General features: G+C 56.2%; 38 protein-coding genes and 1 pseudogene. 26 read left to right on the top strand and 13 right to left on the bottom strand.

The window, feature by feature from the left end; all coding sequences use genetic code 11:
• The first annotated feature begins 279 nt into the window (after nucleotides 1-279).
• The 3 genes and pseudogenes from DYE40_RS13230 to DYE40_RS13240 form a co-directional block, all read left to right on the top strand.
• Complete coding sequence (locus tag DYE40_RS13230; RefSeq protein ID WP_172461170.1) at nucleotides 280-462, top strand: hypothetical protein; 183 nt, start codon at nucleotides 280-282, stop codon at nucleotides 460-462.
• Nucleotides 463-507: 45 nt separating this feature from the next.
• Nucleotides 508-609 carry a KilA-N domain-containing protein gene (locus tag DYE40_RS13235; protein WP_245944071.1) on the top strand — a complete coding sequence of 34 codons (102 nt, stop codon included), beginning with the start codon at nucleotides 508-510 and terminating at the stop codon, nucleotides 607-609.
• 12 nt (nucleotides 610-621) lie between these two features.
• Nucleotides 622-836 (top strand): annotated as a pseudogene (locus tag DYE40_RS13240) (BRO-N domain-containing protein); the annotation flags it as partial.
• Between the two features lie 290 nt (nucleotides 837-1,126).
• Here DYE40_RS13240 and DYE40_RS12445 read toward each other — a convergent pair.
• From DYE40_RS12445 to DYE40_RS12830, 8 genes are all read right to left on the bottom strand, one after another.
• Nucleotides 1,127-1,270 (bottom strand): hypothetical protein, encoded by a 144-nt coding sequence (locus DYE40_RS12445; RefSeq protein ID WP_172461171.1) that lies wholly within the window; start codon nucleotides 1,268-1,270, stop codon nucleotides 1,127-1,129.
• Nucleotides 1,271-1,627: 357 nt separating this feature from the next.
• The gene (locus DYE40_RS00010) at nucleotides 1,628-1,861 is read right to left on the bottom strand and encodes a hypothetical protein (protein WP_115307171.1); all 234 of its coding nucleotides are present in this window, start codon (nucleotides 1,859-1,861) and stop codon (nucleotides 1,628-1,630) included.
• Between the two features lie 658 nt (nucleotides 1,862-2,519).
• On the bottom strand, nucleotides 2,520-3,008 hold the full coding sequence (locus DYE40_RS00020; RefSeq protein ID WP_115307173.1) for a type II toxin-antitoxin system VapC family toxin: 489 nt from the start codon (nucleotides 3,006-3,008) through the stop codon (nucleotides 2,520-2,522).
• Nucleotides 3,005-3,757, bottom strand: a complete 753-nt coding sequence (locus DYE40_RS00025; RefSeq protein WP_115307174.1) for a hypothetical protein — start codon at nucleotides 3,755-3,757, stop codon at nucleotides 3,005-3,007. The genes DYE40_RS00020 and DYE40_RS00025 overlap by 4 nt, the downstream gene beginning before the upstream one ends.
• Before the next feature lie 90 nt (nucleotides 3,758-3,847).
• Nucleotides 3,848-4,030, bottom strand: coding sequence for a ribbon-helix-helix domain-containing protein (locus DYE40_RS00030; protein ID WP_115307175.1), 183 nt, complete (start codon nucleotides 4,028-4,030; stop codon nucleotides 3,848-3,850).
• Nucleotides 4,031-4,315: 285 nt separating this feature from the next.
• Complete coding sequence (locus tag DYE40_RS00035; RefSeq protein ID WP_115307176.1) at nucleotides 4,316-4,501, bottom strand: ribbon-helix-helix domain-containing protein; 186 nt, start codon at nucleotides 4,499-4,501, stop codon at nucleotides 4,316-4,318.
• A 309-nt stretch (nucleotides 4,502-4,810) separates the two neighbouring features.
• Complete coding sequence (locus DYE40_RS00040; RefSeq protein ID WP_147286530.1) at nucleotides 4,811-5,731, bottom strand: hypothetical protein; 921 nt, start codon at nucleotides 5,729-5,731, stop codon at nucleotides 4,811-4,813.
• A gap of 51 nt (nucleotides 5,732-5,782) precedes the next feature.
• Nucleotides 5,783-6,445, bottom strand: coding sequence for a LexA family transcriptional regulator (locus tag DYE40_RS12830; RefSeq protein WP_244731581.1), 663 nt, complete (start codon nucleotides 6,443-6,445; stop codon nucleotides 5,783-5,785).
• A gap of 112 nt (nucleotides 6,446-6,557) precedes the next feature.
• Here DYE40_RS12830 and DYE40_RS00055 point away from each other — a divergent pair, with 112 nt between their 5' ends.
• Together DYE40_RS00055 and DYE40_RS12090 are read left to right on the top strand one after the other, a co-directional pair.
• Nucleotides 6,558-6,779, top strand: coding sequence for a transcriptional regulator (locus DYE40_RS00055; RefSeq protein WP_115307178.1), 222 nt, complete (start codon nucleotides 6,558-6,560; stop codon nucleotides 6,777-6,779).
• A 1-nt stretch (nucleotide 6,780) separates the two neighbouring features.
• The gene (locus tag DYE40_RS12090; RefSeq protein WP_147286531.1) at nucleotides 6,781-6,963 is read left to right on the top strand and encodes a hypothetical protein; all 183 of its coding nucleotides are present in this window, start codon (nucleotides 6,781-6,783) and stop codon (nucleotides 6,961-6,963) included.
• Here the strand turns inward: DYE40_RS12090 and DYE40_RS00060 are convergent.
• Nucleotides 6,921-7,109, bottom strand: a complete 189-nt coding sequence (locus DYE40_RS00060; protein ID WP_115307179.1) for a hypothetical protein — start codon at nucleotides 7,107-7,109, stop codon at nucleotides 6,921-6,923. The genes DYE40_RS12090 and DYE40_RS00060 overlap by 43 nt on opposite strands.
• Nucleotides 7,110-7,276: 167 nt before the next feature.
• Here DYE40_RS00060 and DYE40_RS00065 point away from each other — a divergent pair, with 167 nt between their 5' ends.
• From DYE40_RS00065 to DYE40_RS00090, 6 genes are read left to right on the top strand one after another with little or no spacing between them, the layout of a single operon-like run.
• On the top strand, nucleotides 7,277-7,501 hold the full coding sequence (locus tag DYE40_RS00065) for a helix-turn-helix domain-containing protein (protein ID WP_115307180.1): 225 nt from the start codon (nucleotides 7,277-7,279) through the stop codon (nucleotides 7,499-7,501).
• Entirely contained in the window at nucleotides 7,498-7,785 is a 288-nt protein-coding gene (locus DYE40_RS00070; protein ID WP_115307181.1) for a helix-turn-helix domain-containing protein, read from the top strand. Before DYE40_RS00065 ends, DYE40_RS00070 begins: the two co-directional genes overlap by 4 nt.
• A complete protein-coding gene (locus DYE40_RS12835; protein WP_245944033.1) occupies nucleotides 7,782-8,714 on the top strand; it encodes a hypothetical protein in 933 nt (310 codons plus the stop codon). The genes DYE40_RS00070 and DYE40_RS12835 overlap by 4 nt, the downstream gene beginning before the upstream one ends.
• On the top strand, nucleotides 8,711-9,520 hold the full coding sequence (locus DYE40_RS00080) for an ATP-binding protein (RefSeq protein WP_115307182.1): 810 nt from the start codon (nucleotides 8,711-8,713) through the stop codon (nucleotides 9,518-9,520). Before DYE40_RS12835 ends, DYE40_RS00080 begins: the two co-directional genes overlap by 4 nt.
• Nucleotides 9,517-9,738, top strand: a complete 222-nt coding sequence (locus tag DYE40_RS00085) for a hypothetical protein (protein ID WP_115307183.1) — start codon at nucleotides 9,517-9,519, stop codon at nucleotides 9,736-9,738. The genes DYE40_RS00080 and DYE40_RS00085 overlap by 4 nt, the downstream gene beginning before the upstream one ends.
• 25 nt (nucleotides 9,739-9,763) lie before the next feature.
• Nucleotides 9,764-10,282: a RusA family crossover junction endodeoxyribonuclease gene (locus tag DYE40_RS00090; RefSeq protein WP_218564321.1), complete on the top strand. Its 519-nt coding sequence runs from the start codon at nucleotides 9,764-9,766 to the stop codon at nucleotides 10,280-10,282.
• 52 nt (nucleotides 10,283-10,334) lie between these two features.
• On the opposite strand, the gene DYE40_RS00095 is transcribed toward DYE40_RS00090, so the two are convergent.
• Both DYE40_RS00095 and DYE40_RS00100 read right to left on the bottom strand, forming a co-directional pair.
• Nucleotides 10,335-10,547, bottom strand: a complete 213-nt coding sequence (locus tag DYE40_RS00095; RefSeq protein ID WP_115307184.1) for a toxin-antitoxin system HicB family antitoxin — start codon at nucleotides 10,545-10,547, stop codon at nucleotides 10,335-10,337.
• The gene (locus DYE40_RS00100) at nucleotides 10,544-10,951 is read right to left on the bottom strand and encodes a putative toxin-antitoxin system toxin component, PIN family (RefSeq protein WP_218564322.1); all 408 of its coding nucleotides are present in this window, start codon (nucleotides 10,949-10,951) and stop codon (nucleotides 10,544-10,546) included. Before DYE40_RS00100 ends, DYE40_RS00095 begins: the two co-directional genes overlap by 4 nt.
• A 154-nt stretch (nucleotides 10,952-11,105) precedes the next feature.
• Between DYE40_RS00100 and DYE40_RS00105 the strand changes: the two genes are divergently transcribed.
• The 6 genes from DYE40_RS00105 to DYE40_RS00130 all read left to right on the top strand — a co-directional run bounded on the left by DYE40_RS00105 (nucleotide 11,106) and on the right by DYE40_RS00130 (nucleotide 16,993).
• Nucleotides 11,106-11,570, top strand: coding sequence for a Mor transcription activator family protein (locus tag DYE40_RS00105; RefSeq protein WP_115307186.1), 465 nt, complete (start codon nucleotides 11,106-11,108; stop codon nucleotides 11,568-11,570).
• Nucleotides 11,560-12,048 (top strand): DUF1804 family protein, encoded by a 489-nt coding sequence (locus tag DYE40_RS00110; RefSeq protein WP_115307187.1) that lies wholly within the window; start codon nucleotides 11,560-11,562, stop codon nucleotides 12,046-12,048. Before DYE40_RS00105 ends, DYE40_RS00110 begins: the two co-directional genes overlap by 11 nt.
• A gap of 157 nt (nucleotides 12,049-12,205) precedes the next feature.
• Nucleotides 12,206-13,834 carry a phage terminase large subunit gene (gene terL / locus DYE40_RS00115; protein ID WP_115307188.1) on the top strand — a complete coding sequence of 543 codons (1,629 nt, stop codon included), beginning with the start codon at nucleotides 12,206-12,208 and terminating at the stop codon, nucleotides 13,832-13,834.
• 32 nt (nucleotides 13,835-13,866) lie between these two features.
• On the top strand, nucleotides 13,867-15,294 hold the full coding sequence (locus DYE40_RS00120) for a phage portal protein family protein (protein WP_115307189.1): 1,428 nt from the start codon (nucleotides 13,867-13,869) through the stop codon (nucleotides 15,292-15,294).
• Nucleotides 15,295-15,327: 33 nt separating this feature from the next.
• Nucleotides 15,328-16,677 (top strand): phage minor head protein, encoded by a 1,350-nt coding sequence (locus DYE40_RS00125; RefSeq protein WP_115307190.1) that lies wholly within the window; start codon nucleotides 15,328-15,330, stop codon nucleotides 16,675-16,677.
• Between the two features lies 1 nt (nucleotide 16,678).
• Nucleotides 16,679-16,993, top strand: coding sequence for a hypothetical protein (locus DYE40_RS00130; protein ID WP_115307191.1), 315 nt, complete (start codon nucleotides 16,679-16,681; stop codon nucleotides 16,991-16,993).
• Nucleotides 16,994-17,039: 46 nt separating this feature from the next.
• On the opposite strand, the gene DYE40_RS00135 is transcribed toward DYE40_RS00130, so the two are convergent.
• On the bottom strand, nucleotides 17,040-17,546 hold the full coding sequence (locus DYE40_RS00135) for a DUF4760 domain-containing protein (protein WP_218564323.1): 507 nt from the start codon (nucleotides 17,544-17,546) through the stop codon (nucleotides 17,040-17,042).
• A gap of 320 nt (nucleotides 17,547-17,866) precedes the next feature.
• Here DYE40_RS00135 and DYE40_RS00140 point away from each other — a divergent pair, with 320 nt between their 5' ends.
• From DYE40_RS00140 to DYE40_RS00175, 9 genes are all read left to right on the top strand, one after another.
• On the top strand, nucleotides 17,867-18,880 hold the full coding sequence (locus tag DYE40_RS00140) for a hypothetical protein (RefSeq protein ID WP_147286532.1): 1,014 nt from the start codon (nucleotides 17,867-17,869) through the stop codon (nucleotides 18,878-18,880).
• The gene (locus tag DYE40_RS00145) at nucleotides 18,873-19,205 is read left to right on the top strand and encodes an oxaloacetate decarboxylase alpha chain (protein WP_115307193.1); all 333 of its coding nucleotides are present in this window, start codon (nucleotides 18,873-18,875) and stop codon (nucleotides 19,203-19,205) included. The genes DYE40_RS00140 and DYE40_RS00145 overlap by 8 nt, the downstream gene beginning before the upstream one ends.
• Nucleotides 19,206-19,301: 96 nt before the next feature.
• Complete coding sequence (locus tag DYE40_RS00150) at nucleotides 19,302-20,288, top strand: major capsid protein (RefSeq protein ID WP_115307194.1); 987 nt, start codon at nucleotides 19,302-19,304, stop codon at nucleotides 20,286-20,288.
• Between the two features lie 178 nt (nucleotides 20,289-20,466).
• Nucleotides 20,467-20,865, top strand: a complete 399-nt coding sequence (locus DYE40_RS00155) for a hypothetical protein (protein WP_115307195.1) — start codon at nucleotides 20,467-20,469, stop codon at nucleotides 20,863-20,865.
• Nucleotides 20,866-20,880: 15 nt separating this feature from the next.
• Nucleotides 20,881-21,012 (top strand): hypothetical protein, encoded by a 132-nt coding sequence (locus tag DYE40_RS13040; RefSeq protein WP_280529817.1) that lies wholly within the window; start codon nucleotides 20,881-20,883, stop codon nucleotides 21,010-21,012.
• A 171-nt stretch (nucleotides 21,013-21,183) separates the two neighbouring features.
• Entirely contained in the window at nucleotides 21,184-21,585 is a 402-nt protein-coding gene (locus DYE40_RS00160; protein ID WP_115307196.1) for a phage protein Gp36 family protein, read from the top strand.
• Between the two features lie 12 nt (nucleotides 21,586-21,597).
• Nucleotides 21,598-22,068, top strand: coding sequence for a phage virion morphogenesis protein (locus DYE40_RS00165; RefSeq protein ID WP_115307197.1), 471 nt, complete (start codon nucleotides 21,598-21,600; stop codon nucleotides 22,066-22,068).
• Nucleotides 22,065-22,538: a phage tail terminator protein gene (locus tag DYE40_RS00170; RefSeq protein ID WP_115307198.1), complete on the top strand. Its 474-nt coding sequence runs from the start codon at nucleotides 22,065-22,067 to the stop codon at nucleotides 22,536-22,538. The genes DYE40_RS00165 and DYE40_RS00170 overlap by 4 nt, the downstream gene beginning before the upstream one ends.
• A 3-nt stretch (nucleotides 22,539-22,541) precedes the next feature.
• Complete coding sequence (locus DYE40_RS00175) at nucleotides 22,542-23,294, top strand: phage tail tube protein (RefSeq protein WP_115307199.1); 753 nt, start codon at nucleotides 22,542-22,544, stop codon at nucleotides 23,292-23,294.
• Nucleotides 23,295-23,366: 72 nt separating this feature from the next.
• Here the strand turns inward: DYE40_RS00175 and DYE40_RS00180 are convergent, their stop codons facing one another.
• Nucleotides 23,367-23,555, bottom strand: coding sequence for a hypothetical protein (locus tag DYE40_RS00180; RefSeq protein WP_115307200.1), 189 nt, complete (start codon nucleotides 23,553-23,555; stop codon nucleotides 23,367-23,369).
• Between the last annotated feature and the right edge of the window lie 155 nt (nucleotides 23,556-23,710).

A 23,710-nucleotide genomic window follows, 5' to 3' on the forward strand; every position in this document is an offset into this window, starting at 1 on the left:
TTCCCATTCTTTGCCGTTGCGGCGCAGGTAGTAGGCGGGCATGGCTGGCTCCTTTCGGGTTGATTCGGGTAAATGGGTGGGTATGATGCGGGTTCCTACTTCTAGTGTTACCCAATCTGCATCATTCCCCTAAAACACGCCTTTCTCACTTGTGGCGGGTTTTTCAAAACTGTTTTGGGGGTTGCGAGTAACCGCAAGGTCTCGGCGTTTCACTAGAACGTAGGACAACCCCCGCCCATTTTGGGCATTTCCTAAACTCTTAAATCTAGTGAGGTTCAAATGAACTTAGTTAAATCTTTTGGCGAAATCGCCGTTTCTTTCCGTAATGATGGTTTTCTCAACGCTACTCAAATTGCGAAACATTTTGGCAAGCGCGTTCCTGATTTTTTTAAAAAACGAACAAAATCAAGAATATATCTCTGCTTTGCAGAACATTGTCAAAACAAAAATCGTCTTGGATAAAAATCAATTAGTTATCGTGAAGCATGGCGGCAACCAAAACGGCACATGGCTGCATCCAAACTTGCCATCCATTTCGCCCGCTGGCTTGACCCGCGTTTTGCCGTTTGGTGCGACGAGCAATCGAGCAGATTCTTGGAGGCCGTCTGAAAAGCCGAATCCCGCACGACATCCGACGAACGTACCGCGCTGCGGCAGGCGGTGTCCGCTTTGGTGGGGCTGCGCGGGTGGACTACTCCACGGCCTACAATATGGTGCATCAGCGTTTCGGCGTGGAGGCCATCGAAGACATTCCGCGCGAATCTCTGCCCGATGCGGTGCGCTACGTCCATGCGCTCACCTTTGGACAATGCTTGACGGGCGAGGTGCTGGAAAAGATTGAAAGGCCGTCTGAAAAGCAGTTTTCCGCCGATGAAATCCATGCTATCGGGTGTGCGCCAAGTATTTGGGCGGACTGCTCGGAGTTTCTCTATCCGCTTTCCGATGCGCTGCGCGGTGTGGGCAGCCGTTTTTCCGGCCGTGCTTTTTTCGCTGGCGCAGGAGCCGCATTTTTGGCTGGATACGGTGCAGCGGGCTTTGGCCAGGGTAAACGGGTCTGCGGTGCGCGGTTTGTGATGTGAACATGGTTTTTCCCTGTGCGGCCGTCTGTTTTCAGGCGGCTTTTTTGCTACATAACGGGTTCGTAGGGCGGCCGTATGGTGCTTTTGTCGGCCTGCTCTGTTTGGGCTTCGCGCTGTTTCTGCCGCGCTTGGGCGGCGGCAAATTCTTCTGCCATGCGCAGGTAGTTTTCTTTTGCGGGGGTCGGGGGCAAAGACGGCGGGCTTGATTTCCTGCCGCTCTATGCTTTGCACGGCGGGGTGTTCGCAGCCGCCGGATATGGCCAAGAGGGCGAGGGTGGCGGCGAATACCGCCCATGCTGTGATTTTTTCGAGGCTCATGTTTTTTCCTTTTTCCTTTTTCCTTGTTTTTTCAGGCCGCCTCCCCGCACCTGTTCGCGGGGAGGCCGTCTGAAACGGCGGTTTCTTCGTACCGCCCGCGCCGCGCCTGCCAAGGATTGCTTGTGAGGTAGGCAGGCCGCGCGTGGTCGGGGTTTGCTGCGGCGGAACTTGCCGTGCCGCGCCCACTGTCCGACTGACGGCGCGGCATTGTCGGGGTTTGTTTGTTCGGGTTATGCGGGGTGGTTTTGTTCCCATTGGTATTCGTCGATTTGCTCGGCGATTTGTTCGGCGGCCTGTTGTTCCAGCACCTGCATGATTTCGTTCCATGCGGCGGTGCTGACTTTGCGGTAGAGGGTGTCGATGGTTTGGCCTGCGCTCATGTGGGCGGCCAGCTCGGCGGCGGCGGCTCTTTGGGCATAGGGGCGGGCGATGAGGAAGCGGATTCGTTCGTCGCTGATGTTCATGCTGCTTTCCTTGTTTGGATTCGGGGGTCGCTGCCGCGCATGAGGGGGCGGCTTTGAGGGCGCAATACTCCGCCCATGTGGGTATCGGCAGGGGCAGGGCGAGTGGCGGCCCGCCCATCAGCTCCAAGGTTTCTTTGTTGAAGGCTTCAAAATCGCTTTGGCCGCAGCTTTCGTAGTCTTCTTGGCAGAGGTCGTCGGCTTCCACCCATGCGGCCAGCAGTTCGGGCAGGCTGTGGCGGCTGTGCCATTGCGCCTGCTGATACGCGGCTTCGTTGGCTCTTTCTTCTTCGTCTTCTGCGGCTTCGGCCAAATCAAGGGCGCGGTAGTAGGCGGCTTCCAGGGCAAGGTGGTAGCCGTCGGCGCGGCTTTGGATGTCTGCGGTGTTCATGACGGGCTTCCTTGGGTGGGTTGTTTTGATGGGTGTAGTATAGCAAAGCTAGCGAATACATCAATAGCAAAGATAAGATTTAATGTAGCAGAGTTAATATAGCATTGATTTTATTGATAACAAAGTTTTCGGCAGGCGCAAAAAAACCGCCCTTGCGGCGGGGCAAGGGCGGGGGGCGGGGATTGGGCGGATGGCAAAAGGCCGCCTGTTTTCAGACGGCCTGCGGTATCTGCGATTTATACCAAAAAGCAGGGTGTGGCTTTTTGGTATTTAAAACAAGCCCGGCTGCATTTCGGGCGGCAGTTCTATGTCTTCAACCGACATGGCTTTCAAGTCCAGCCTGGCTGCTGTGTTCAGTAGGTTTTTATCGTGGGAGATAACGGACTGTGCGCTGTTGCTTAGGGCGATTGCGATAATCTGACGGTCGATTTTGATTTTTTGGCGCGGTTCTTTGCTTTCTTCGTTTGGCAGGTTTTTGAGCCTGTCGGAGATGATGGCGCAGACGGCCGCGCTTTTCATATCGAAAGGCAGTATTTTGAAAATCCGGCTTTTCGCGCCAAACAGTTGCAAAAATTCCTGCCGTTTGGCGGGGCTTGGTTCGCCGATGAGAAACTCGGATAGCACGGGGGCGGGTATGCCGAAAATGCCGCCTTGTTCTTTTTGGCATTCAAACAGGTGCTTCATCCTGATGCTGTGGTCTTCCTGCCCGCCCTCGGGGCGGTAAAGGAAAACCAAGGCGTTGTTGTCCAGCACGATCATAAGCTGCCGCTCCTTATGGCTTCGATTTTCTGGATTGGGTCGGCGGTGCGCCCCCACTCGGAATCAATCAGGCGGAATTTTGCTAAAAATGCGTCATAATCGGCTTCGGGTAAGACTTCAAAGCTGTGTATTTTGAATCTGCCGCCCACGGGCTGCCATTTGAGGCTGTGGGCATCGAGTTTCAGCAGGCCGCTGCCGGTGCATTCGATGTAGTCAAACAGGTGTGCGCCGATACGGCGGGCAAGGTCGGTGCTGTCGATGGTAAGGCTGACTTCGCCGTTTTCGGTGAGCAGCTTCATGGGAACGGTTTCGTCTTTGCCGCCGATGTTGATGACTTTGCCCCTGAATGTTTCTTCTTGGAAGACTTCGTATTCGTAGGTTTCGGGCTTGGTTTCGGGAATCAGGCTGCGGACAAATCCGTCCGCTGTGTGTATTTTGGCGCACAGGCCGTAATGCGAAAGGGTTTTTTTGATACCGGCCAAATCTGTTTCGCTTTTGGACATTAAGGCGGCTGCAATCGCGGTTTCTTTGCCTGCGGGCACCCTGACTGCAAGCTGCGTGCAGCCCTCTGTTACGCCTGCAAACAGTATTTCCTGCGGCGCAATGTCTTTGCTTTTGAGCAGTTCCACCATTTGGGCAAACAGCTTGCCTACTGCGGCGGCGGGGGTGGTTTCAGGGGTAAGCCGCTGTGTTGCGTCGGGCATTGAAACGCTTAGGGCGATTACCCCGCTTTCGATGTTTGGCTTCATGCGGCCTCCTGAAAAAAATGAAAAAGTTACTGAAATTATCCTGTTTTTAAATGCCGGCGCAACTGTTTTTACTTTCAGGCGGCCTGCGGGCTAGGGCTTGCGTTCGGCGTATTCGCGCACGGCGCGGACAACCAGGTCGATTTGGCTGATGCCCAGCCTTTGGGCGGTTTCCTCGATTAGCGCGATGTCTTCCAGCTTCATTTTGAAGGCTTTGTTTTTTACACCGCGCTTTTGGTCGGATTTCTTTTGGATTTCGTGTCTTGACAGTGCCATGATGATTCCTTTAAGATTTTGAGTAACGGCAGGGTGTCGTTACCACCCCGCCGCTTCTCAAAGGTTAATAGGCGTTAGCCGATAAAACCATGAGAAGAATAAAAATGAGCCATTTCATTTTTCATTCTCCTGAAAGTGCCCTTAAAGCAGGATTGCAGGTTGGGCGTTTGTCCTATCGGTTCTTGTTCAACCGATGGGATGTATTATAGCCTAGCTTACTAATTTAAGCAAGCACTTTCTGCGTGAAAGCCCCGTATTTACGGGGCTTTTCGCTTTTGCGGCGGCTCAACCTTCTGCCAATTTATTCAAGGCTGCTTTGAATACGGCGGTTTGGGTTTCGCCGCGTTCTGCCGCCAGCCGCTCCAGTAGGGCTATGGTGTCGGGGTCGAGCGCAAAAGACTTCTGGCGTATGCCGTGTTTCTCGCGGCTTTTGCGGTTGTAGGCGGCTTGGTCGTATTTTTTCGTTTCCATGATTGATTTTCCAGCAAAGGTTTTGTATATTAGGCGGAAGCAGGAGGAGCGGCAACTCCCCCTGTCTGGTACTACGTTACCAAGCTGATTGCCACATCAGCAAGAATAACACCAGAAAAATTACTTTGATGAAGGTACTCATCGGGTAATCCTTCCTGTGTAACGCCCCCGAATTATCAGGTTTGGGGGCTTTTCCTTTGTTGCTCTTCACAACAGGGATAATTCTAATACACATTAGAATAATATGCAAGCACTTTTGCAAAAAAACCACGGATTTTCCGTGGCTTTTTTGTGGCTAAAGCAGGGAGCTTAGTTTTCAACCAATGAAATCAGCATAATTTCATACGGAGTAAGTGTCCTGCTCCGCCCTTGCGGCTTGTAGAAGACTTTTACATCGGCGCGAAACTCGAACTTCCCGTCAATGTCTTCATGGGAAATTCCATCTGCAAATGTTAATTTCAAGCGTCTGGTAATATGCGGCGGCATAAGTGCCTCCCAGCCTGTATCGCCGTCGCGGTTTAATTTGCGTATGTTTAAATCAATATCGTAGAAATCGCGCGATGACGATTCCGGATCAATATTCAACGAGCCGGGTACGGATTCGATTAAGCCCGCATCAAGTGTCGGCAAGTCTTCGTTTTTCCCTCCAAAACTTATGCTGCTTCCTTTTTCTTTCTTGGCAGGTGCAATCACGTTTACAGCCTCTTTGGCTATGCTTTTGTGCGCTCCCACGGTTGATTTGATTATTTCAACAAATTGCTCCGGGGACTTTTCAACCGTTTCCGCGCCAATCTGAATAATAGTATTGTTTTTTATTTCAATGTGGTTGGCATCTTTTGACGAATCGCCCTTTGCCCACGCAATCGCTTTATAAATGCCAAAAACCAGCATCCCCCCGATTAGTATGCTGCCAATTTCCACAGGATGCTCCCTTAAAACTCCGTTCATATATTTGCTGAATTTTATCATCTCCTCTTCATTGCCGAATACGACGGAAACGATGAAATCTTCCCAAATGCTGCCGGCCTGAATTTCGTTTACCAACAGCTCGGTGCGCAATACCTGAACATTTGCGATTGTTCCCAGCAGCTTGGGCATTCTGGCAGTTATTTTTTCCAAAGACTGCAAAGACGTAACCAATTCTCCGATTTGCACCGGACGATCTGTGCGGAAATAAAGTGAAGCGGGAAGTTGGTAAATATGTTCGTTTGCGGCGGTTGATGCAGCCATATTAATTCTCCTGATTAAGCCAAAGAAACTTTAACGGGTTTGTTCGCCGGCTCAAAACGTACCCAGCGTCCAGCGGCCTTTGACGCGGCCGCAGATGCGGATGTGTTCGAGGCTTTCGGGGGGGATGGTTTCCACGGGGTAGGCTTTGTTGTCGGAAATGATGTTGAGGCCGCCGCCGATGAGTGCTTGCAGGCGTTTGATGCGCAGGCCGGAGGCGGTGGCGATGACGTAGATGCCGTCGCCTTCGTAGCAGCAGACGGAGCTGTCGGCAAAAACGATGTCGCCGTCGGAGATGGTGTCTTCCATGCTGTCGCCTTTGGCGTTGATGACGCGCAGGCTGTCGAGGCTGCCGCCGAATTGCTGTTTGGCCCAGGCGCGGGCAACAACGACAAAATCAATCACGGCATCGGGATCGTCGGCTTCGATGCCCGCGCCCATTTCGCCGGTGGCGGCCAGACGGGGGACGGAAAGCCAGCCCGCACGGACAACGGGGGTGTCGCTGCGGTAGGCGTGCCCCGCTTCGCCGTCGAGCCAGCCGCGCGGAAGGTCTAGGGCGGTTTCTATATTGGCTGCCGCACCGTCGCCGATATTGCGGTATCCGTTTACCCATTGATTTACCTGTGCCGCCGCTTTGCCGATGGCGCGGGCAAATTCTGTCTGATTACCGTTATAGTTTTCTTCAATAAGGGTTTTAACCCGTTCTAATCTATTCATTTTTGTCTCCTTGTCATTTTTAACAATTTTAAGCATTGCTAAAAATAACAAGGCTACTATTCTTGTCGTATCTTTGCTATACTATCTCGCATTAAATAAGAAGCAATGCTATATGAAATTAATTGATTATTTGAGCGGCGGAGTTTCCGCCTCCGAGTTGTCAAAAAAAGTGGGAGTCAGTCCCGCGTTTTTATGGCAAGTCAAAAACGGACACAGAAAAATGCCGCCGAAATATTGCCCGAAAATCGAGCAGGCGACGGGCGGGCTGGTTTCGCGCAAAGACCTGCGGCCTGACGACTGGCACGAGATTTGGCCTGAATTGAAGGAGGTGTGAGATGGAGACGAAGCGGTTGAAGCTGAAAAAGAAAGAGCGCAAGCGTTTGGAGAAGCTGGCGTGGAAGAAGGCGCGCCAAAGCAAGGCTGCGCCGTTTGATGTGCTTTTGTCGCTGGAAAACGCTTTGCTGTGGCTGGAGGATTACCGCTCTTTTTCCAAGCGTTCGCGCACTGCTTCCAAGTGAAGCGCGGTTTGTTCGATAAAGTCGGCGATGGTTTGCGCGCTTTGCTTGATGAAGACGGGCTGCGAGCCTTTCAGAAACATGTCGGGCTTGGCCTGTATGGCTGCTTTGGCGATTTCTACGGCCTGATTGTAAGCAGATTCATTCATTTCAAATTCTCCGTGGAGGGTTGTTGGTGGAACTTCGATTCTACACGGATGAATGACAAAGCGGACAGACGCTTGACGGCACGGACAGACGGCAAAAAAAGCCCCCGAACGGGTCGGGGGAACGAAAGAACTATATCACTTCACTCAATGAAATTGAGGAGGAAATTATGCCCTTGAAACCTTTGAAGCGCAACAGCCAGTGTGCGCGTTTGTTGGAATATTTGCAGGCGGGCGGCTCGGTTACGAGTTTTGAAGCCTATGCGAAGTTTGGCATTACGCAGCTTGCCGCGCGGATTACCGAATTGGAAGGGCGCGGGGTGGTGATTGCCCGCGCGGGCGAAGAAAACAACGGGGCGCGTTATGTGCGCTATTCGATGGGAGTTGAAGCATGAGTATGTCTTTAACGGCGAAAGCCATGAGCCTGAAAGTGGGCAATGCCATCCGCAAGCTGGTGTTGCTGAAGCTGGCCGATCAGGCCAATGACAGGGGGGAATGCCGGCCTTCCTATGCTTCCGTGGCCGAGGCGGCGGAGTGTTCGAGCAGGGCGGTAATCAACCATATCCGCTGGCTGGAGGAATACGGTTTTTTACGGATTGAAAAACGGAAAATCGGACACGGCCAAAATCTGACGAATGTTTACCATCTGACGCTGGAAAACGGAAGGAGCGGGCTATGAGGCCGTCTGAAATGTTGAAGCTGCACGGCAGGCCGATTGCCTATTTCCCGCAGCTTGCCAAGCCGCTGGGCGGCGTGAATGCGTCGATTCTGTTTTCCCATTTCTTCTACTGGAACGACAAAGGCGAGAGCGATTTGGGCATTTACCGCACCGCCGAAGAGATTGAAATGGAAACGGGATTGAGCGTGCAGGAGCAGCGCACCGCGCGCGCCAAGCTGCGCGAGCGGGGGGTGTTGGTTGAAACGGAAAAACGTATCGAACACCGGATTTACTACCGATTGGATTTGGACGCTTTTGATGCGCTGATGCTGCAACATTCGGGAAGTGGGGAATCAACAGCCCCGAAATGCAAAAGCAACAGCCCCGAAATGCAAAAGCAACATTCGGGAAGTGAGGAATCAACAGCCGACGAAATGCAAAATCAACATTCGTATATAAGAACAGAAGACTACCAGAAGACTACAGCAGTAGATTACAACAGAAATATTACGCGCGAGGCGCGTTGTGTGTCTGCCAACCGGCCTTCGGAAAGTCTTGCAGACAGGCCGTCTGAAAAACCTGCCGCACCGCCGAAACCCGCCAAGCCTGCCAAACGCCAACCTTCCGCCGCACGGCGTGAGCTGGATGCGCTGAACCTCTTGGCCGATCGGGGCATAGACGGGGATTTGGCGCGGGATTATCTGGCGGTGCGCAGGGACAAGCGTTCGGCCACGCTGACGAAAACCGCGCTGGATGGCTTGGAGCGGGAGGCAAACCGTGCGGGTTTGTCGCTGGAACAGGCATTGACGCTGTGTTGCGAACGCGGCTGGGTGGGTTTTTGTGCACAGTGGCTGCACGAACACCGCAATCCGGCCGTGCGTGGAAACTCCGTCAAAGACACGCCCATCCACACCGTCGGCGGGGCGTTTTTAGCGAAGGACGTGTTGTGAAATCCGTCGGCGAAATGATGAAAAGCAGCCATACGCTGGCCGCCATGCTGACCCCGCTCAGCGAAACGCAAAAGCATTGCGACAGGCACGGCACGGACTACACCGAGCGCGTTTACCGCCGCTACACGCAGGGCTGTCCCGAGTGTGCGAAAGAGGCGGAGCAGCAGCGCAGGCAGGCCGAAGAGGCGGCTCTTGCGGCAAGGCAGGCGGAGCAGCAGCGCAGGATCATCGAGCAGCGTATCGGCATGGCACGCATCCCCAAACGCTTTGCCGAACGCACCGTCGCAGGCTACTGCGTGGATGCGGACAACCGGCCGCAACGCTACAACATCGAGCGCATCAAAGCCTATGCGCACGAGTTTTCACAAGGCCACAGCGGCCGCAATCTCGCCCTGCTGGGCAATCCGGGAACGGGAAAAACCCACCTTGCCTGCGCCGTTGCCCGCCACGTTATCCGCAATTGCGGCGGTATGGCGCGGTTTTGCAGCGTGTCGGAACTCAACCGCACGGTACGCGAAGCCAAAAGCTACGGCAGTGCCTACACCGAATCGCAGATTATCGCGGCATTCGGCGGCTATGATTTGCTGGTGATCGACGAGGTGGGCGTGCAAAGCGGCACGGATGCCGAAAGCCGCGCCCTGTTCGACGTGTTCAACGAACGCTATCAGAACTGCCGCCCGACCATCCTGATTTCCAATCTCGATTTTAACGGCCTGCGCGAAGCAGTCGGCGCACGGATTGCCGATCGTGTGAAAGAGGACGGCGGCGAAGTGCTGGTCTTCAACTGGGAAAGCTACCGGCAATGAAGTGCCTGCAATGCCAACACGCCGATTTGCGCACGGCGGCAGAGCGCGGGCTGACCGGCCTGCTGGTGTGCACGGTATCGCGCGAAAAGGGCTGGCGGTGTCTGAATCCGGCCACGGAGTGCGAAAACGGGCGTTTTCAGGCGGCAGGGGCGGAAGCGGTGCGCAAGCGGGCGGAGTGGCTGCAAAGGCGCAGGACGGTAAGGATAGAGGCCGTCTGAAAACAAAGAAACGGGGATTTTTGCTATGAAAACACTAAGGCCGTCTGAAAGCCTGCTGATCCGCATCAACGGCATACCGCAGGGCAAAGGCCGTCCGCGCTTTACCAAGTCGGGACGCGCCTACACGCCCGCCAAGACGCGCCGCTACGAAGCGGCCGTGCAGGAAGCCGCGCTGGCTGCCGCCGCGATACAGGGTTTTGTGAAGCACGATGGGGATACGCCGCTGGAAGCCTGCATTACGGCATGGTTTCCGATTCCCGCGTCGTGGCCGAAGAAGAAACGCGAAGCGGCGGCGGCGGGCGGAATCTATCCGACGGCCAAACCGGATGCGGACAACCTCTGCAAAGCGATACTCGACGCGCTCAACGGCATTGCCTACCGCGACGACAAGCAGATCGTGTCCTGCCATGTGTGCAAACGCTACACCTGCCGCGACGACGATACGCCGCGCGTGGTGGTGCATATCGCGCCGATGAAGACTTTGGCGCAACTGCGCGAAGCGGCGTTTTCAGACGGCCTGCGGGAGGGATGGGATGGCAATTGAAGCGGCGGTGGTGCGCACGCCGGTTTGGGACAAGGTGGAGATTGGGCAGTTTTCAGACATCGAGTGCTTTATCCAGCAATGTCAGTGCAGTTTGCACATCGCCTTGTGCGGCGCGGGCTTTAAAGCGGTTTTCGGCATCAAATTCCGCCAGCATCACGGTTGCGGCTTCGTCCATCAGTTTGTTCACGCTCATGCCGCGCGATTCGGCCAACAGGCGCAGGCGGCTGTGTTTTTCATCGGGAATGCGTAGGGTTACGGTCGTCATCGTTGCTCCAACAGGGTTTCGGGCGTGCAGATTTTGATTTCGGGAAAGATAAGCTGGCTGTGTGCAAAATCTTTCAGATTGCGGGTGGCGATATATTGCGCACGTCCTGCTACGGCAAGCTCAATCAGGTGGTTGTCGCCTTCGTCGCGCAGATTGGGCCGCCAAAGGTAGTAAATGCGCGTCCATTGGGCAACGGAAAGCAGGGCGTTCAGCACTTGGTTGCGCTCGGCAAGGTTTAGGGGACAGCCTGCAAACACATCTTCCCGTGCGATCAGGTCTTCATATTCTGCCAGTAGGGCAGAGCCGACAAGCGGGATAAAACGCTTTTGCAAACAGGCGGCAAGCAGCCGGTTTGAACCGCGCGAACCCATGTACGCGCCAACCAGGATATTGGTATCTATCACAATTCTCATAGGAGCATGATAGCACATATGCTGTCAAAAACAATAGCGGCGACAAGGGTGGAAACCGCTTACGGCGGGTAGGGGGCTGCGGCGGATTTTTAATAAAACATATTTTAAACAATGTGTTGTATTTTTTATTTTGGCGGAAACGGCGATGAGGAATGTGGATGACGGCGATTTGCGCGCGCTGCGGCATCTTTTGCCGGCGAGCGTGGCGCAGATGGCGCAGGTGGCCGGCTGGGATGCGGTGCTGCGTTTGGTGTCGCGTTTTGGCGGCGCGAATTTTCCGGTGGGAAAAAACAGCACGGCGGCGGGCAGGCGGCTGCATGAGCGGCTGGCGGAGGAAATCGGCGAGGAGGCGGCCTTGCGCTTGGGGCGGGCATATGGTGCGCAGCGGTATTTGTGGCTGCCCAAATGTGATGCCGTGCTGCGCGAGCTGCGCGACCGTGCCATCCGGCGCGGCTTCGACCGGATGACGGGCGAGGGGATGGGGGCGCATGAGGCGGCCGCGCTTTTGGCTTTGGAACACAATCTGACGCAGCGGCGGGTGTGGGACGTATTGAAAAAAACCGACAACACGCAACTGCCTTTGTTTGGAGATATGGAAGATGCACGATAAGGATACATACACGCGGCTGCGCCGGCTGTATATCAACGGGGCGACGCTGGACGAGGCTGCGGCCGAATGCGGCATGGGGCTGCGCACGGCGGAGCGGCGCAAGGCCGAGGCCAGGGACTCGGGCGACAACTGGGACATGGCGCGGGCGGCGGCAACGCTGACTGGTGCGGAAACGGTGGCGCAAAGCATTCTGCGCGGGATGATGCGCCAATACGAGCAGGCGGCGGGCGATTTGGAGGCGGATACGTCGCTGTCGGCGGTGGAGCGGGTGGACGCGCTGGCGACGCTGGCCGATGCGCTGGTGAAAACAGTGGCGGCCAACAAGCGTTTGATGCCGGAAACATCCGAGCTGGCCACTGCATTGAAGGTGCTGGAAATGCTGTATGCCTTCGTGCGCGAAAAACATCCCGCACACCTGCCTGCCTTTGCCGAAATCATCGAACCCTTCGGCGCACAGTTGGAGCGGGAATTTAAGTAGGCCGTCTGAAAACGGCAGGATGTTTTTAACTTTGAAAGGAATCAGGATGTCTGATTACGCGCCCGCCGTTCCGGACAGCTATCTGTCCAAAGCCACACCGAAAAACAAAGAAGCCGAGAGCCAATAGCAAAAAAAAACGAGCAAAACTTTTTTCATCATGAAATCCAAAGGCTTTTTAAAAAACCTTGCCGCGCTGGCGGCCGACCTGCGCCGCAGCATCGAGGCGGAGGTGGAGGGCTTCGACGCTTCGCCCGCTGCGGTGGCACAGCGGCGCAAAAAGGTGTTCGACCCGGTGCACGGTTATGAGTATTTCGTAAACCATTATTTCCCGCACTATACCCGTTCGCCGCACAAGTCGCAGCTTCACGAGTATCTGTTTGAGAGCCTGCCCGCCGTTTTGAGCCATCCGCAAAACCAAACGCTGGCCTTGGCCGCGCCGAGGGGCGAGGCAAAATCAACCATGGTGTCGCGCCTGTTTTCCTTGTGGTGCATCGTAACGGGGAGCAAACACTACATTGTTCTGATTATGGACAGCATCGACCAGGCTTACCCGATTTTGGAATCCATCAAGGCCGAACTGGAAGCCAACCCGCGCTTGAAAACCGATTTCCCCGAAGCCTGCGGGCAGGGGCGCGTGTGGCAGGCGGCTACGGCGGTTACGGCCAACGGCATCAAGCTAGAAGCGGCCGGCAGCGGCAAACGCCTGCGCGGACGCACGCACGGTGCATACCGCCCCGACCTTGTGATTCTCGACGACATCGAAAACGACGAAGCGGTGCGCAATCCCGCGCAGCGCGACAAGCTTGAAGACTGGCTGAAACAGTCGGTGTTGCAGCTCGGCGGCGTGGGGCAGAAGTTCGACGTGGTGTATATCGGCACGATTCTGCACTACGACAGCGTGTTAAACCGCACCTTGAACAACCCGATATGGCATTCGGCGCGTTTCAAGGCGATGATTGAATGGCCGGACAATATGGATTTGTGGCAGGAATGGGAAACCATTTTGTGCAACAACGGCAAGGCGGGCGAGGCGATGGCGCAGGCCTTTTACGAGGCGCACCAAGCCGAGATGATGGCGGGCGCGCAAACCTCTTGGGCGGCGCGGGGCGTGTTGGATTTGATGAAAATCCGCGCCCGCGACGGCCACGCGGCCTTTGATTCGGAGCTGCAAAACGACCCCGTGAGCGGCGAAGACGCGGTGTTTGCCAATATTTTGGACAACTGCTTTTACAGGCCGTCTGAAATTCCGCCCGACGCGGTGCGCTTCGGCGCACTCGACCCCTCTTTGGGCAAAGCGGGCGCGGGGCGCGATCCGTCGGCCATTCTGGTGGGTTCGTTCTGCCGCGAAACGGGTGTGCTGTATGTGGAAGTCGCCCAAATCAAAAAACGCCTGCCCGATCTGATTATCGAAGATGTGATTGCCTTGCAGAAAAAGTACGGTTGTCAGGTGTGGGCGGTGGAAACGGTGCAGTTTCAGGAGTTTTTAAAAACCGAGCTGGTGCGGCGCGGCGCAGAGCGGGGCATACCCGTGCCGGCGCGGGGCGTGAAGCCCAATGCCGACAAGCTCTTGCGCATCGAGAGTTTGCAGCCGCACATTGCCAACGGCCTAATCAAATTCGACAAAAACCACACCGCGCTGCTCGACCAGTTGCGCCACTTCCCAAAAGCCCCGCACGACGACGGCCCCGACGCGCTGCATATGCTGTGGATACTGGCCTCAAACGGCATTCGCCAGCAGGCCACGCGCCGCGCCATCGATCTGCCGCCGCCTTCTTTGAGTATTTAGTAAAAACGGGTCAAGACCCCATGGAGCAAACTATGTTTTGGCAAAAGAAAAAACAGGCAAAAGCCTTCAAGCAGGAATTGAAAACGCTGGTGGCCGATACTGCCTACGCGCTGGACGCGTTTTCCGCCGAAAGCAGCGACGAGCTGCTCGACCGGCTGCAACTGTCCCGCGCCGAGGCCTATTCCGCCGTGTCCTCCGACGACGAGGTAGAAAGCTGCAAGGAAGACCTGCGCACGGCGATGACGGCCAGCGGCTGGCGGCTGTACGGCGAGGGAACGGACGACGCGCAGACCGACCGCATCTACCGCTGCATCCGCCGCCATCTGGGCGCGTTTGTGGAGCTGGTTTTAACCGCGCGGCTCAACGGCTATGCGGTAGGCCGCTATGTGTGGAAGGTAGAAGAAGACGGCTTTATCACGCTGGACAAGGTGCGCGACCGCCGCGACGAGCTGGAAAAATACGTCCCGCAGCGCGACGGCGGGCTGAAATACCGTGGCGAAAACGGCGAAGAGCTTGTTGATACCAATGTGCTGCATCTGTTTCTCGCCAACAAGCCCACGGCGAAAAACCCTGCCGGCGAAATGACCGTGGCGCGGCTCTATCCCGCCGTCGCCCTGCGCAAACAGGGCATCCAATACGCCTACCAGTTTATCAAACGCTACGGCCAGCCCTATCTGGTGGGCAGATATGCCAACGCGCTGGATGACAATGTGAAGACGGTGTACGGCCTGATAAACGGCGGCGCGGCCACGCTCTCGTCCGAAGACAGCATCGAGATGCTTACCAACCCCGCCACGGGATCGGCATTCGGCGAAATCGAAAAGCTGGCCAACGCCCGCATCCAAAAGCTGCTTTTGGGCAAGGTCAAAACCTCCGAACTCAACAGTGGCAGCCGTTCGGCGCAGCAGATTGAGGAAAACGCCCGCCAAGACCGCATCGAGGCCTATCTGACCCTGCTCTCGCTGGCCGTGCAGCACGCGGTGGACGCGCTGCTTATGGTTAATGCCCAATGGGGCGTGCCCGTGAAACACCAAGGCGGGCTGTGGTTTGAGTTCAACGAAGAAATCAAAGTGGACAAGGCGCGGGCGGAGCGCGACAAAATCTACGCCGACATAGGGCAGCTTCGTTTTACCGAGGAATATTACGAAAAAGTGCTGGGCTTCGAGCCTGAACACTACGAATTGGCACAAAACCCGCAGAGGCCGTCTGAAAACCGCGCCCTGTCCGCCCGCTTTTCCGATACGGGCGTTTCAGACGGCCTTTCCGCCGCCGAAGCCGCCGACCGCGCCATCATGCAGCCGAAAGTGGCCGCCATCCTGTCCGCCCTGGCCGAAGCCGACGGCTACGCGGCCTTTCAGACGGCCTTAAACCAAATGGATTTGTCGGAAAACGATTTGCTGCTGGTGGACAAGCTGGTGGGCGAGTCCGTCCGCGCCTTTGCCGAGGGGCAGAATGAATGACGGCTGCGACGACAACTGACGGATGGGACGGCAATGGCTGAGCAAATCCGCTTCAACACCTTAATCGACCGCGCCGCGTTCGACTTTCTCAAAAGCAAAAAGCTGCTGCCGGGTTTTTCCCATTACGACGTATGGCTGTACGAACACGCCGTGGCCTTTACCGTGGCGAAAATGATGGACAAGGACATGCTGGCCGAAACGAAAGCGGCGGTAGAGGTGGCAATTGCCAACGGCACAGGCTGGCACACCTTCCAAAAGCAGCTCAAACCCTATCTGATGGCACGCGGCTGGTGGGGCGAATCCGTCATGCTCGACCCTGTGGACGGCGCGGCAAAAACCGTACGGCTGGGCAGCACCCGCCGCCTGCGCACCATCTTTCACACCAACTTCCACACCGCCCACGCGGCGGGGCGGTGGGTGCGCGTGCAGGCGGCCAAAGAGGAGCTTCCCTACCTCAAATACCTGCCCAGCGTGGCGGGCGAACGGCGCGAGGCGCACAAGCGTTACTACAACCTCATCCTGCCCGTAGAGCATGAATTGTGGAAACAGATTTTTCCGCCCAACGGCTACGGCTGCCTGTGCGGCGTAATCCAGCTTAGCGAAAAACAGGCCCTGCGCGAACGCAGGGAGGACATCGGAAAAAATCCCGCAGCCTTTACCCCCGAACAAATCGAAAACAGCAAACAAGGCCGCCTGGACGACAAACCCGACATTAAGATGGTGGAGGCCGTCAATCCGCGCACAGGGCAGGTGGTGCGCATCCCCGCCGACATTACCCCGAGCTTCGCCCACAACCACGGCGACAGACTGGGCGCGTTGCAGGCTCTGTTCGGGCAGAAACACGGCAATGATGCGGTGGAAAAAATGATTGCCGAACGGGAAGCCTATCTGTCCGGCAAGGTGTATTTCACGGGTTTGAACACCGTAAACCTGTACAAAGCCCCGCCCGAAAAAGAAGTGGCGCGGCTGGATAAAGACGCGTCGGGCAACAGCCGCCGCCACGAGGCCGAAACGGCGGCGCAATGGCAGCAGGCGCACGGCGTGCGGCTCGAGCCTTACGATTTGGAAAAAGCGGGCGGAAAACCCGACTTCCTCATTGCCGACCAAGACCTGCCGCGCAGCCAGTGGCAGACCATCGATTTTATGTTTACCGAAGACCCCGGCAACGAGTTCAAAATCGGCAAGTTCAACCAATATTTCGCTGATACGGCGAGTCATTGGACAGACCAAGTCAAACAAATACAGAAGCACTTGGCAAAAGCTGACATAGTGCCGCTGGATTTGCGCCGCCTCAATGCCTTGAACAGGGCGAAAGTCCTCGGCTATGTGTTATCATTGCCGCAGGAACAACAAGATAAGATTTACATTATTTTAGGGAAATGAAATGAGCGCACCAGATTACCTGTTTATACGCCATGATAACGGCGAAATGGTAGACTGCTTTATACCGAATAAGTTGTCAGACCCGCTGTTTGACTACATGCAGCCGCGTATGTTTGAAGTTGCCCCAGAAGATGCTGACCCGTTTCAGGGGCAGTTCTTCGGTGGCGTATTGTCCATTACCTCGGTCCCCGCCTCCCGCTACATGGCCGTGTACGACCTCATCATGGAAGCCTGCGACAACGTGGAGCAATTGAAACCGTGCAAGGCGGATTTGCAGAAGGCCTTGCAGGATGACCCGAGGTATCAGGCCGTCTGAAAACCGATAAAACAAAAGCCCGCTTTGTACAAGGGCGGGCTTTTGTTTAGCTTTCATTTTGCCATTTTTCGGCAAGCCATTGAAATTCGGCAAACAGTTTTGGGCGGCATTCCCGCTTGCGCAGGGCTTGTATGTAAATGTTCAATATCTGCCAGTCGGCAATAATCAGGGAGCGTTTCATCCGTTTGTATATCTGCTCGTCGAATGCGTCTTCGCGTATGCCCGCAGCCATAAATTCGTAGTTGTTCAGAATGTCGAGAATGGCGTGGTTACACTCTTCGTTTTCCAACAGCGGCGCACTGCCGATGGCATCAAAGTTGGTATTTGCCTGTTTGAGTTTGGCATAAACGCGGCGCGAACGGATGAGGTTGTCGTCTTTACGGTCGGCCATCACCGCATCTATCGTTGCCCGCTGTTTCCACTGAATGTCGTTGCTGACATGCTGTTTGCGCAGGGCTTTGATTTGCCATCCGGCAAAGACCGCCGATGCAACAATGGCTACTGTTTGTAACCAGTAGCCAAGGGGTTGCCCGAGTATTTGATATTCGGCCATGGTTTAGAAATCCCAGCCTTCCAAGTAAATTTTTCCCATGATTTGAACTCCTTTTGTCTAAGGTTAATCGGATAATTTCAGCAATTCCAGCTTTCGGAATAGGCTTTGTTCATTTGCTGCCTCCTTTCTGCCTCATGCGATGCAGGGGGTGTCGTAAATTTAACAGCTAGAATTTGATTTTTCAACTTTTAAACATCCGTTTTTCAACTTTTTTACCCCCCATGCCGTTTCTTCCGTCAAAAAACCCCCTTAAAACGCCGTTTTCGCGCATCTTGCCGAAACGGCGTTTTCAGTTGTGCGGTTTCTCCGCAACCGCAACCATGATGAGTACGGTTGGAGTGATTTGCAGTGAAGCGGCGCAGCCTGTCCGCGCCCGCACCCGCCGCGATAATGGCGGCATGAACACCAATACCCCCACCATCGAACTGCGCCTTTCCGAAGGCGCACCGTGGCAGCTTGCCCCTCTTGAAGAAGCGACGCAGCCGCGCCGCTTCTCCGGCATTGCCCACAGCGGCAAACCGTTCGGCTCGGGCATGTGGAAAACGGTTATGGACTTCGAGGGCATCCGCCTGAAAGACAAAACCGCCGTCCTCATCGACCACGACGGCCGCCAGCGGGCGGGCGTGTGCACGCTTTCCGTCGTTTCAGACGGCCTCAAAGCCGAGGGCGTGCTTTTGGACAACGAATACGGGCAGGCCGTGGCGCGGGAGTCCGATGCGGGCTTTCCGTGGGAAATGTCGGTATATGTCCAAGCCGGGCGCGTGGAGGAGCTGCCTGTCGGCGCATCCGCCACCGTCAACGGCCATACCCTTGCCGGCCCGATGCTGGTTATGCGCGGGTGCACCATCCGCGAAGTGTCGTTTACCGCCGTGGGCGTGGACGGCAACACCCATGCCGCCGCCCTGAGCGGCCTCATCCCCGAATCCCCAAACCAAGCAGGAAAGGACTGCAAAATGTCTATGACACCCGAAGAAAAGGCGGAGTTTGACCAACTCAAAGCCGACAAGGCCGTTTTGGAGCAAGAGTTGGCCGATTTGAAAAAACGCAAGAAAAAAGCCGACGTTGACGGCAAGCTGTCCGCCGCCGGCTTCAAACAGGGGGAAGACGGCAAGTTTTCCGGCCTATCCGATGCCACCTACGCCATGCTGCTCTCGGCAGACGACAACACCCTGTCAGCCGTGATTGCCGACATCGCCCCCAAAGCGGAAGCGAAACCCGAAATCCCCGAAGCCTTGTTGTCCGACAAACAGGGCGGCCAAGAGCCGGAGGCGGGCGTGAAACTGTCCGCCGCCACCGGAGAAAGCTCGTTCAGCAAAGGAAAACAGTATGTCTAATAAAGTGGAAACCCTAGGCCCGGTTATCGGCGCGTTTTTGAAATACGAAGCCACGCCGCTGACCCGCGTGGCGGCCACCGCCGCCAAAGGCACCAAGGCCGGCACGTTTGTGGACGCGCCGCTGCGCGACGGCAAAAAGCTGCTGGCACTGACCGACGAAGACGGCGGCAAGGTGCTGGTACAGCCGCACAACTGCGTGATTGACCTGTCGCTGGTCAAAGCCGCCGACGTGAACGCGGCCGCTTCCACCGGCGGCAATCTCGAAGGCCTGAAAAAAGACGGCGACCCCTACGGTATCGTCTATCAAGGCACGCCGCAGGCCTAAGCATCAGGCCGTCTGAAAACGGGCTTCCGCCTTCGCGGGCGGCGGCGTTTGAGTTTTCAGACGGCCTCCCATCCCCGAACACACAAAGGAAAACCCATGCTGTCCAGCGAAAGCAAATTCGGCGTACGCGCCCTGACCGACGGGATCAACCGCCTGCCGGTTACCCCCACCCAAATCCGCGATCTCGGCCTGTTCCAATCGCGCTACCTGACAACCACCTATGTGGACGTGGAAGCGCAGGAAGGCACCCTGAAAATCATCCAAAGCCGCCCGCGCGGCACGGAAGGCGAGGGCATCCCCGCCAAAACCCGCAACATCCGCACCTTCAAAATCCCGCACCTGCCGGTAAACGACGTGGTACGCGCCGACGACGTGCAGAACGTCCGCGCTTTCGGCGGCACCCAGGCCGAAAGCGTGATGCAGAAGGTGGAAGACAAGCTCGCCGACGGCAAGCTCGCGCTCGAAATGACGCGCGAACACATGCAGCTCGGCGCATTGCTGGGCAAAGTGCTGGATGCGGACGGCAGCGAAATCGTCAACATCTACACCGCCTTCGGTATGCGCCGCAACACCTACGAATTTGACCTTGCCAACCCCGACACCGAAGTCGGCCGCGTCATCGACGAAACGGTTACCGCCCAGCGCAAACTGCTGCGCGGCACAGTGGCAACGGGCTATATCGCGCTGTGTTCGCCCGAATTTATCGGCGCATTGAAATACCATCCGAAAATCAAGCCGCTGTACGAACGCTACCGCGACGGCGCGATCTACCGCGAGGCCGACATCAACCGCGTGGAGTTCGAGCACAACGGCATCCGCTTCATCCAATACGACGGCGGCATTACCGGCTCGAAAGCCGCCATCGACGCGGGCAAAGCCATCCTGCTGCCCGTATCCCCGCGCCTGTATATGGAGTATTTCGCGCCCGCCGACATGAATCAGACCGTGAACACCGTTGCGCTGCCCTATTACGCCAGCCGCGAGAAGCTGATTCACGACAAAGGCTGGAGCCTGCACATGCAGTCCAACCCGCTGCCGCTGGTTATGCGTCCCGAACTGGTCTCCACGCTGGCGATGAAGTAGGCAAAGAGGCCGTCTGAAATTTTCAGGCAGCCAAACGGACGAAACGCCGCAAAGCGGACTCTGTGGCGTTTCTGATCCGACCTTTGCCGGATAGCAAAGGGAAAGACCGTGCGGATTATTTTCAAGCGGATTGGCAAAATGATTAACTGCAAAGCTATGGCCGCGCGGGTTGCATCCAATGGATTTGAAAGTAAAAAAACAAATGACTTCAATGACTTTAAAAGACAAAGAAAATATGGTAAAAATCATCCGAGGCTTATACGGAGCAGATTTTGCCGCAACGCCCGAACAAATCTCGGAAGAAGTGGCCGCAATTCTCGACAGCATAGTAAAAGAAATTGCCGCATGCACCAAGAAAGTAAAACCGCTTGTCGACAGCTATGAACTTCTCTACACGAGCCTGCCGCTCAGAACGATTGCAGAGCGGCTTTCAGCCAAATTTATCAAAACAACGCTTGACAATATCATCTCTAATTGGACGCAAGAGGCAAAGAAACGGTTTGCAACCCGCGCTTGCACCAACAACATCTTGCTGAAATGGCGCACCCGCCTGCAAGAAGCACTATCCGGCATCTAAGCAAAGGAGGTTTTTATGAACGGGTTTAGCACATTATTAGACTGGATAACCGGCAAAGACAGCAGCGAAGACCCCATCTATCATGCCGTCAAGATTATTTTAGGCTTGGGACTGATTGCGCTCGCCGCATGGCTCGGTTCTGACTAACACCTCCTTGCATTTGCCGCCAAGGTAGGGCGTAGCGACACGTTTTTTGTTTTTTCGCTCTCATACCGTTCGTCGCTCAAAGCGCGTGCCGTACAGCCTTGGCGGCATTCTTGCGCCCAAAATAAACGCTTTACAACACACCCCATCAAAATACCTAAAAACGGATTCCCCATGATTACCCGCGAAGACATGGAGCAACGTTTCGGCACAGCCGAAATCGACGCGCTTACCGACGGCAGCGCAGACACCCTAAACCGCGCCATTGCCGATGCCGAAGCCGAAGCGGCAGGCTATCTGGCCGCCGCAGGTTTCAGACGGCCTTTTGTCCAAACCCCGCGCGTGCTGGTTCTCAAAATCTGCGACATCGCCCGCTACTACCTGCATCAGGACGGCGACATAAGCATTGTGGACAAACGCTACAAGGCCGCCGTGGCGTGGTTTCAGGCCTTAATCCGCAACCCGTCCATGCTCGGCGGCGACGAACCCGCAGCGGCAGACAAGGCGGCATCCGGCCGCTACGCCGTCATCCCCAATGCGCCGGAAGATTTCGACGCTTCAAACCGCAAATTTTAAACGGAGGCCGCCATGCGTCTGACCGTCGATTCCGAACTGCCCGAAGCGCGTGAGCATTTGCAGACGCTCTACCGCGCCCTAAACGGCGACCTGACCCGTCCGATGACGGGCATTGCCGGCATATTGGAAAACAGCACCCGCAAGCGTTTTGACAGCAAAACCGCGCCCGACGGCAGCCTGTGGGCAGGCTTGAAACCCGCCACCCTGCGCGCCAAAGCCTATGCCCAAGCCAAAAGGGGCGGGAAAAAGAACGGGGCGCGCGGCGGCATTCTCGTTGACCGTGGCGATTTGTATGAAAGTCTGACCGGTTTTGCCAACGACAAAATGGCCGTCTTCGGCACGCCGCAGTTTTATGCCGTGTTCCACCAAACCGGCACCCGCCACATGCCCGCCCGCCCGATTTTCGGCCTGTCCGAGCAAAACCGCGCCGACATCCGCGATCTGCTCGCCGAATGGCTGGAAAAAGCCTGGAAGCAATCATGACCCCCTATGCCGACAACATTCTTGCCTGCTATCCCGCCCTCATCGAACGGCTGGCAGCCGTCCCCGGCGTAAAGCGCGTACTGGAAGCCCCCGACCTCGAAGCCCTCGCCGCCGACCGCCGCATCCGCCCCGACGACGGCGCGGTCTATCTGGTCTTCGACGGCTTCACGCCCGCCGAAACCGCAGGCAATGCCGCCAACCTTGCCTTGAAACTGAGCTTCAGCGTCATCCTCGCCAAGCGGCAGTACGCCCCCAACAAAATGCAGTACGGCCAAGACGGCGCGGGCGAAACCCTTACCGCCCTCATCCGCGCCATGCAGGGCTTCGTACCGAAAAACGCCGACGGCCAAAGCCTTGCCGCAGCCCCCTTTTCCGCCCGCGCCGCCCTGCCCATTACCTACGACGAAGGCTACGCCTTCTTTCCCCTGCGCTTCGAAACAAGCGTCGTCATTACCATGAAACGGAGATAAACCATGAGAACCCAAGACCACGGCTTCAAATTTGCCGGCAACGTCCAAGTGCGCAACCGCCGCGAAGCGGGCAGCGGCTTCTACGACATCGGCAACACCACCGCCCTCAAAACCACCCAGAGCGCGGACACCAAAGAACGCGTGTCCCGCCGCAAAGAAACCCACGGCCAGGCACTCGACATCCTCAAAACCCCCAAGCCCGTCGAAATCTCGCTGGAGCTGGACACCTTCGACAAAGACAACCTGGCCGCCGCCATGATGGGCGCGTCCGCCGTCATCGCCGCCGCCGCCCTGACCGTGGCCGACGAAGTGATCGTTATCGGCAAACGCGGCCAAGGCTACAAACTCGCACACGGCAACATCGACGCATCGACCGTGTCCGTGAAAAAAGCCGACGACGACAGCGCGGTAGATGCGGCGCAATACGGCATTACCGCCGCCCCCGGCCTGATAGCCCTGGCCGCCGATTCCACCCTGCCCGACGGCACCGAGCTGAAAGTGTCCTACAAAACCCGCGCCGGCGGCGGCTACAAAATCGACGCGGCGGCGGTGAGCGAATTGGAATGGGAAATCATCGTAGACGGCGAAAACACCGTAACCGGCGAGAAAGGCATCCTGCGCATCCCCTGCGCCAAGCTGGCCGCCGACGGCGATTTCGACTGGTTCAAAGACGACTTCAACACCGCCTCCTTCAAAGGCACGGCGGTACTCGCCGACGGCAACACCGCGCCGTACAGCTTCGAAGTGTACAAATAAACCGTAAAAACAGGCCGTCTGAAAGCGCAAACACGGCTTTCAGACGGCCTCCGTGCCGTTTGGCAACTGTACTCATGATGATTGCGGTTGGGGCTTGCCGCCCAGCCGCTCCCGTATCATGGCTTTGACCCATTGGGAAAAATCCACGCTGTCGGCAAAGGCCAAAAGGTCTTTTTCCGTTTCGCTGTTAAACGAAACATGCTTCTGCACCCGCTTTTTCTCGTAGCGTTTGCGGTTTTGCGCCAGTTTTTCATCAACCATCGGTCTGCTCCTTGATTTTGTAAACGGGTTGGGGTAGAGTTTGGAAAAGTCGGGAGGAAGGGCGGCGTTTCCGCCACCCTTTTTGCTACTGGTTGTATTTTATTACCAAGCGTCGCGAGCGATTAGTAAAAAAATCAACAGGATTAAGAACTTCT

The organism is Kingella potus (genome assembly GCF_900451175.1).
Taxonomy (GTDB): Bacteria; Pseudomonadota; Gammaproteobacteria; order Burkholderiales; family Neisseriaceae; genus Neisseria; species Neisseria potus.